The following is a 7,722-nucleotide window of genomic DNA, read 5'->3' on the forward strand; positions in this document are numbered from 1 at the left end:
CCTTCCCCAGGCGTTGGGCTCTCAAACAAAAGTGGCCGGTGAACATTTGCAAAAGGTTCATATTCTCGGCCAATCCTTTGTTTCATCCTCCGCCACGTCCAAAAGCTCCATCAGGCAGGATATATCCCATATAATATCATCCATATTCAGGGGTGGGCCGTCAAGTGTATGCTGTGTATATGCCACAAAAATCTCCTGCAGGTTACGATTGACACGCTTTGCCGGGTGGTATTCCAAGAACTGTTTGAACCCCCTTTTCAGCTTCTTACTTACCTTTAACGTAGGAAGGATGGCTTTATCTTTCATATTTCTATATTTTAAGGTTGCCAGGAAATGCTGTTATGATCCGTCCCCCGCTGTCGGTAATAACAGTTATGCACGTGGTAGGCAGCCGGTTGCGGTCGAAGCCAATAATGTTACACACATCAACGACCCTTTGAAAATTAAGCGAACCAGGGATCGGGGCTACCGATGCTATAAAGGCATCCCGCAAGTGCGATAATATTTCAGTCACAGGGACAGTAAACTTGCTTGTGGGTGGCATTGCCTCCGTCCAATCCAACGCACCTAAAGCTACTGTTGAGGAGCCGGCCTGATTCTGTTTAAAATGATGGCTGGTCGTTCTACAAGGGCAATCAGCCATCATAAAACCATTACTGCCTGCCGTCAGTACTTCCATCAATTTTCACTCCCCATCAAAATAGCCACTATCGCCGGATTCAATGTATGCAAGTATTCCGCTAACGCAGTTTTCTTATCGGCATCAGCTTTCATAAATTCAAATTTAGGCGCCTTGCCCGCTATTCCAGATGTACTCACATAATTCCTTCCGCACACAAATTAATAACCTCATCTGTCTTTGATACTAGTCTTAACATTTCAATTGTATTCTGATGTTTAAAATTAGGGCCTTTTTTGTTCAATAGGTCATCCCCCCCATATCATCCCCTGCTACAATAAACAGCCGGTCTAAACCCCATTTCTGTAATTATTGTAAGATTATATTATATTCGCGACACTCAGATTCATTTTATTTGACAATCGACCATCCATACGACGAGGAATTGCTGGTAAGGATTAAACGCGGCGACAGGGGCGCATTCAAAATCGTATATGACCAGTATCATCATGTGCTTTTCCGCAATGTAATAAGGTTATTGCATTCGGAAGAAGACGCGCGCGATGTGGTACAGGAAGTATTTATGATCCTTTGGGAGAAACGTGCCACCCTTACAGGAAACAGGTCTGTAAACGGCTGGCTGTTCACCGTTAGTTATAACCGCGCTGTAAATTTCCTTAAGAAAAAGCTAAGGAGTGAAAGTACAGACCTGGCGGCAATCGATACCGCAGATCAGAAAAACGGCTATGACGACTTATTGTTGCTGGATGCTCAGCTTGCCATGGTAGAAGAAGCCGTGAGTAAACTGTCACCCAGGAAAAGAGCAGTATTTGAACTATGCCGTTTGCAGGGAAAAACCTATGAAGCTGCTGCCCGGGAGCTGGGGATCTCAAAATACACGGTATCAGAATACCTGCAGGAAGCCATGGCTTTTATCCGGGACTATGTAAGAAACCAACCTCCGTATAAAGGCACGCTGGCGATTTTAGCCATTGAATTATTTTTTCGATAAATTTTCCCTGGTATACCCCCTCATTTTTCCCCCCGCATTGTATTTAGAAGAAACAAACGCACTTGTCTACAGACCGGAAAAGATTACAACAACTGCTTTCAAATGCTGAATGGAGTCCTTCGGAAAAGGAATGGCTACTGGCATACCTTAACGGGGCAGACGATGCTGAGCTCCGGGAGCTAATGCAGGAATGGCACACAACTGAGTTACGCGATGGGCTGCCCGGAACTAAAATACCGGCATCTCTTTCAGCAGAAATGTGGCAATACCTTGATAAAAATATAGAAGATGGCCAGGCAGAGGCGCCGCCCGCTCCCCGTATACGTTTTCTGCGGAAATGGAAATGGGCGGCAGCGGCAGCACTGCTATTGTCGGTATTTGCCGGCTGGTGGCTATTCCATCGGCAGCAGGCGCCTGCACAGCTGGCGATCAAACAACCTGCGGTACAAACACCTGTGGATACCGGCAGCCGGTTCGTTATCCTGCCGGATGGCAGTACCGTACTGCTTAACCATGGCAGTCGGATCGATTATAAAGACCCGTTTACCGGACCGGCAAGGGAAGTAACATTGATCGGGGAAGGCTATTTTGATATCCGCCATAATAAAGAGAAACCTTTCCTTGTGCATACCGGGAATATAACAACAACCGTATTGGGTACCGCCTTTAATGTACGGGCCTATCCCGGCCAGGAGGCGATAACCGTAACAGTTACAAAGGGGAAAGTAAAGGTGGGAGATAATAAGCGTACTTTGGGAGTGCTGGCGCCCAATGATCAGATAGCGGTGAACAGGCAGCGCCTGGAGGTGGTAAAATCGCGCGTGGACGCCGAAACTGCCATCGCATGGAAAAAGGAATACCTCGTCTTCAATAATATCAGTTTACAGGAAGCTGCAGTGCTGATAGGCAGCAAATACCATGTGCATATTAGTTTTGCCAACAACAGGATGAAAGAATGTTATGTGAGCGCCACCTTTTTAAACAATGAAAGTCTTGAACAGGTATTAAAGGTAGTAACCGGCGTGGTGAACGCTACCTATAGCATAGCGCCAAATGACCAGGTTATATTAAATGGAGAAGGATGCAATTAATAAGACAGATTTTGTCGACCAATAATCAAAAAAACAACCATGTAATGACAACAGGTCTTCTTGCCTGATCAACAACGGTAACATGAAAAAATCCCTCCGGCCGTGGAAAGCAAAGAGGGATCAGATCTAAAACAATTAGTAGTAACTGTTCTAAACAACTGCAAGTTATGCAATTATTTGCTGTATGGCAATCCCATGCCTTAAGGTTTCACCGGAAATGGTGGGCCACAAAAAAAATGATCTTTTTTATTATGCGTACAACCCTGGTTTATGCTTTTTTTATGGTGATAGGTATGCAGGTAATGCTGGCGATGCCCGGCCACAGCCAGGGCGTTACAGAAACGCACATCACTTTAGGGTTCAATAACGAGCCGCTGGTAAACGCTTTCAGGGCTATTGAAAAACAAACAGACTACCTTTTTGCATTCCAGCCCGGACAGGTAGCCGGCTTTAACAACATAAGCCTGCCTGTGGCCAACAGAACGGTTGGCGCCACACTGGACCTTTTACTAGCTAATACCAACCTGGAATACCGGCAGGTGGGTGTTAATATCATTATTTCCCGGAAAACGGGTTCGCTTGCAGATAGCCTGTCCGGTGGGCAGCCAGCTGCAACAGACACCAGTGTTATCAAAGGCAAAGTGATTGCCTTTGGCGGCATGCCATTGGCGGGAGCTTCCGTGATCGTGGCTGGTACAAAAAAGGGAGCGGTGGCAAATGAGAAAGGAGAGTTTAGCCTCGTAAATGTAAATCCGAACGGCATATTGCAGATCAGCTTCCTCGGATTCGCATCGCAGGAAATAAGGATCAGCAACAGGACAAATATCCTGGTAACCATGCAACAGCTGTCTGATGCCGGTAAGCTGAATGAAGTGGTGGTGCAGGGTTATGGCATGGAAAAGAAAAGAGACCTGGTGGGTACCATCACCAAAATAACAGCAAAGGATATAGAGAACATGCCGGTTAATAACCCACTGTCCGCTTTACAGGGCCTGGTGCCCGGTATGGAAATTACGAACACTGCAGGCACACCTGGCGCCACTCCCGCTATCAGGATCAGGGGAATTAACTCGGTAGCCACCAGCAGCCGCGTGCTTATTTTGATTGATGGGGTACAAGGGGACCTTTCCTATATTTCACCCTCGGATATTGCTTCTGTTGAAATCCTGAAAGACGCGTCGGCCACCGCCATTTATGGAGCACGCGGATCAGACGGAGTGGTGCTGGTAACCACCAAAAAAGGGAAACGTAATACACCTGCCAGGCTTAACTTCCAGGCATACACCGGGATTACGCAGACTACACACCTGCAAAAAATGATGAATACGGAGGAGTTCCGCACCATCCGCAAGGAAGGATTTGCGAATGATGCCATTGAAATGACGCCAGCCAATGCGCCGGATATGTTCCTCGACAGCACGGTGAATACCAATTGGGGGAAAACGCTTTACAAGCCTTCCCTGACACAGGACTACCAGTTGAATTTTTCAGGCGGCAGCGACCAGGTTAACTTTTACATCAGCGGCGGCTATAGGAATGAAGACGCCATCGTAAAAGGAGATTGGTACCAAAAGCGCTTTAATGCCAGGATAGGACTGGATGCAAAAATATCAGACAAGCTTTCTATAGGTGGCGGCGCCGCTTTTTCGGATGTAAAAAGCAGGTTGTATAATGAGTCCGTAGCTGCTGCCATTTATTACGCATTGCCTATGTTGCCGGCAGACAGTGCAGGTATCACCAACCTGAAAGCATATGGTTACGCCACGCTCAACCCCAACCGGCTGCTGACCACCTTCAACCTGGGGGATAACAAACAATTCCTTGGTAATTTTTATTTCAATTATAATATCTGGAACCGGCTTTTCTTCCGGACAGCTGTGAGTTACCAGGTGGTAAACGGGCAAACAACCACTTTCCTGCCAACAACCTCCTTCGCTAATACCAGCACGGTGGCGCAGGGGGCATATGGATTCACCAACAATAACACATTTACGGTAGAACCGCAGCTGAATTATGCGTTGGACATAGGCCGCCACAGCTTTAAGTTCCTGGCCGGAGGTACTATACTGAATACATTTAACAGCGCTTCTTTGCTTGTTTTCAGCGGCGGATACCCAAGCGATCTGTTATACACGCTGGCATCTGCCTCCAACGCCAATCTTACATCAAAAACTGTTAGCGAGGTTCCTTACAAATTTGCTTCTGCATTTGGCAGGATCTCTTATAAATATGCAGATAAATATTTGCTGGAAGGCGTTTACCGCAGGGATGGTTCTTCCCGTTTTGGTAACGACAGGAAATACGGCAACTTCTGGTCTGTTGGCGGAGGCTGGATATTTTCGGATGAAGCTTTTATCAAAACATTATTTGGTGACGATTTCTTCGGAAAACTAAAGGTTACCTATGGTACCACGGGCAGTGATAACATCGGCGATTTCGGTTATGTCAGCTATAACAATACCACTTCTTCCGGTTATGGCAGCAGCAGCGCTGTTGTGGTTAGCAACCTGGCAAACCCTTACCTGCAATGGGAGCAAACAAAGAAGCTGGATTTCGGTTTAGACCTGAACATGCTGCGGAACAGGCTGAATATTAACCTCAGCTATTTCAGGCATCAAACCACCAATACCCTTTTCAGCCAGCCAATATCAGCGGTTACCGGCTTCCAGTCTATCGCATCAAACCTATCCGGGAAAGTGAATAACAACGGGCTTGAAATATCCGTTACTGCTATTCCCGTGGAGACAAAGAGCTTTAGCTGGACCTCGGTTTTAAATTTCAGCACTATACATAATGAGCTTGTAAGCCTGCCCGGGTTGCAGAATGGGAGTGTCATACAAAGATATACCTACCGTGTAGGAGAGCCGCTGGCCATCAACTGGGGTTATAGATACCTGGGAGTGGATCCCGCAACAGGGCTGGCAAAGTTTGAGGATGTAGACAAAAGCGGCACTATTTCAAGCTACACACCCGACTATGTGATCATAGGCAAAAGCATCCCGGACTTCTATGGCGGATGGAACAACACCTTCTCCTGGAAAAGACTGGAATTAGGCATTATGACCCAATTTGTAAGCGGTATCCAGAAAGGATATAACGTGGTTTCCTATGCAGGCAGCGCCTATAACCCGCCTGCATCTACCAGGAACAGGTGGCAGCACCCCGGAGACATTACGGATATACCAAGAGCGGCGGCGCCGGGAACAACAGCTGCAAATAACAACGGCCTGGTTGCTTCCAGCGCTTTTGCCTACAGTGATGCGTCCTATATAAGGATCAAGAATATTAGTCTCAGCTATTCCGTGCCCGGTCTCGAACGGTTTAAGCTGTCCAATCTGCGGCTTTTTGTAACCGGCTATAATCTTGTAACAATTACCGGGTTTAAGGGAGATGATCCTGAAAGTAACAACAACTTTGTTCCCATGACAAAGATGTATACAACAGGAGTGAATGTTACTTTTTAACCGCCAGATCTAAAAGTGTTTTGTATGACGAACAGTAAATTAATTACAGGCATGTGGATCGCCGTTGCAGCAACCTGCGCAGTCCTTGCCACTTTTACTTCATGTAAGAAACTGGTTGAGGCATCGCCCGTTTCCAGGATATCTTTTCCCGTAGCCTATGCTGATTCCATCAGCGCGGAAAGTAATGTAACCGGTATGTATTACCAGGCAGAACAGGGTGGCGGCGGCACCTACACCGGCGCTTACTATATTGTGTTTCCGTTACTGAGCGACGAAATGAGCATCGGCTCTTCCACCCAGGCGAATTATGCCGGGATGGCTGCCAACCTGGTCAATTCAGATTATATACAAGCCAAATCCATGTGGGTTGCCAACTATGCAGTGATTTACCAGGCTAATTCTGTGATAGAAAATATAGGTAGCGTGCAAATGTCTTCAGCACGGAAAAACCGTATCCTGGGAGAAGCCAGGTTTATGAGGGCCTACTTTCATTTCATGGCTATGGTGTACTTCGGAAAAGTACCGATAGTAACCACCACTGATTACAGGGTAAATAATGCACTTCCAAGACAGGATACCAATACCGTGTTCCGGTTTGTTACAGATGAGCTGAATGCTGCCCTGGACCTCTTACCGGATGGATACAGTAACTACGGCAACATGCATACACGTGCCTGTAAACAAACCGCACGGGCAATGCTGGCAAGGGTATACCTGTACCGGAAAGAATGGGCCAATGCGGAAACAATGGCTAATTCCGTTATTGGTGATCCGCTATTTACTTTATCTACTATCAGTAACCTGGTAGTTCCTAACTCTACTGAAAGCATATGGGAACTGGCAGCGGCGCCCTCCTCTCCCACTTACATTGCTTCGCAGCTGGTGCCAAATCCTGACAATCCCACAGTACCAGGTACCCTCCCCAGCAACAAACTGGTGCAGAGCTTTGAGAGCGGCGATTTGAGGAAAGATGCTTTTATTGGTTATTCAGCGCTGCCCGCCCCGGGATGTTATTATGTGAATAAATATCGTGACAGGATTTCCGGAAGAGATCAGCCTAAACTTTTGCGACTTTCCGAAATGTACCTGGTTCGTGCAGAAGCCAGGGCGCAACAGGGGCATCTTACCGGCAATAGCGGTGCAGCTGCGGACATTAACATCATCAGGAACCGGGCCGGCCTGGGGAATACAACGGCCAATACCCGTGATGGCCTGCTGGCAGCTGTTGCACAGGAACGTTTTGTAGAACTGTGTTTTGAAGGGCATCGATGGCCGGACCTGGTTCGTACCGGGCAGGCCGATGCTGTATTGGGAGCTTTGAAACCCAATACCTGGAAACCAACCGCAAAACTGTTACCAATACCAGCCACCGAGCTGGGAGCCAATCCGAATCTGCTTCCGCAGAACGACGGCTACTAATCTTTTCGCGAAACATTTTTATTAATAAAGTTCCGGCTGGTAAAAATACAGCTGGCCGGGCCTTGCATTTCACAACTGAAGATGAATAAAATATTAATGACGGCGGGAGCTGCTTTG

At 47.2% G+C, this 7,722-nt stretch carries 5 protein-coding genes; 4 read left to right on the forward strand and 1 reads right to left on the reverse strand.

The window, feature by feature from the left end:
• Window positions 1-57: 57 nt before the first annotated feature.
• The gene (locus tag VN105_RS21835; RefSeq protein ID WP_325644183.1) at window positions 58-306 is read right to left on the reverse strand and encodes a hypothetical protein; all 249 of its coding nucleotides are present in this window, start codon (window positions 304-306) and stop codon (window positions 58-60) included.
• A gap of 728 nt (window positions 307-1,034) precedes the next feature.
• Here VN105_RS21835 and VN105_RS21840 point away from each other — a divergent pair.
• From VN105_RS21840 to VN105_RS21855, 4 genes are all read left to right on the forward strand, one after another.
• Complete coding sequence (locus tag VN105_RS21840) at window positions 1,035-1,631, forward strand: RNA polymerase sigma factor (protein WP_325644185.1); 597 nt, start codon at window positions 1,035-1,037, stop codon at window positions 1,629-1,631.
• A 62-nt stretch (window positions 1,632-1,693) separates the two neighbouring features.
• Window positions 1,694-2,722, forward strand: a complete 1,029-nt coding sequence (locus tag VN105_RS21845; protein ID WP_325644187.1) for a FecR family protein — start codon at window positions 1,694-1,696, stop codon at window positions 2,720-2,722.
• A gap of 251 nt (window positions 2,723-2,973) precedes the next feature.
• Window positions 2,974-6,186 (forward strand): SusC/RagA family TonB-linked outer membrane protein, encoded by a 3,213-nt coding sequence (locus VN105_RS21850; RefSeq protein WP_325644189.1) that lies wholly within the window; start codon window positions 2,974-2,976, stop codon window positions 6,184-6,186.
• A 24-nt stretch (window positions 6,187-6,210) separates the two neighbouring features.
• Window positions 6,211-7,605: a RagB/SusD family nutrient uptake outer membrane protein gene (locus VN105_RS21855; RefSeq protein WP_325644191.1), complete on the forward strand. Its 1,395-nt coding sequence runs from the start codon at window positions 6,211-6,213 to the stop codon at window positions 7,603-7,605.
• The last annotated feature ends 117 nt before the right edge of the window (window positions 7,606-7,722 follow it).

This window comes from Chitinophaga sp. (assembly GCF_035564935.1).
Taxonomy (GTDB): Bacteria; Bacteroidota; Bacteroidia; order Chitinophagales; family Chitinophagaceae; genus Chitinophaga.

Bases quoted from the DNA above. Each gene is read 5' to 3' on its own strand.
- VN105_RS21835 (WP_325644183.1), bottom strand. From the start codon at position 306: ATGAAAGATAAAGCCATCCTTCCTACGTTAAAGGTAAGTAAGAAGCTG.
- VN105_RS21855 (WP_325644191.1), top strand. From the start codon at position 6,211: ATGACGAACAGTAAATTAATTACAGGCATGTGGATCGCCGTTGCAGCA.
- VN105_RS21850 (WP_325644189.1), top strand. From the start codon at position 2,974: ATGCGTACAACCCTGGTTTATGCTTTTTTTATGGTGATAGGTATGCAG.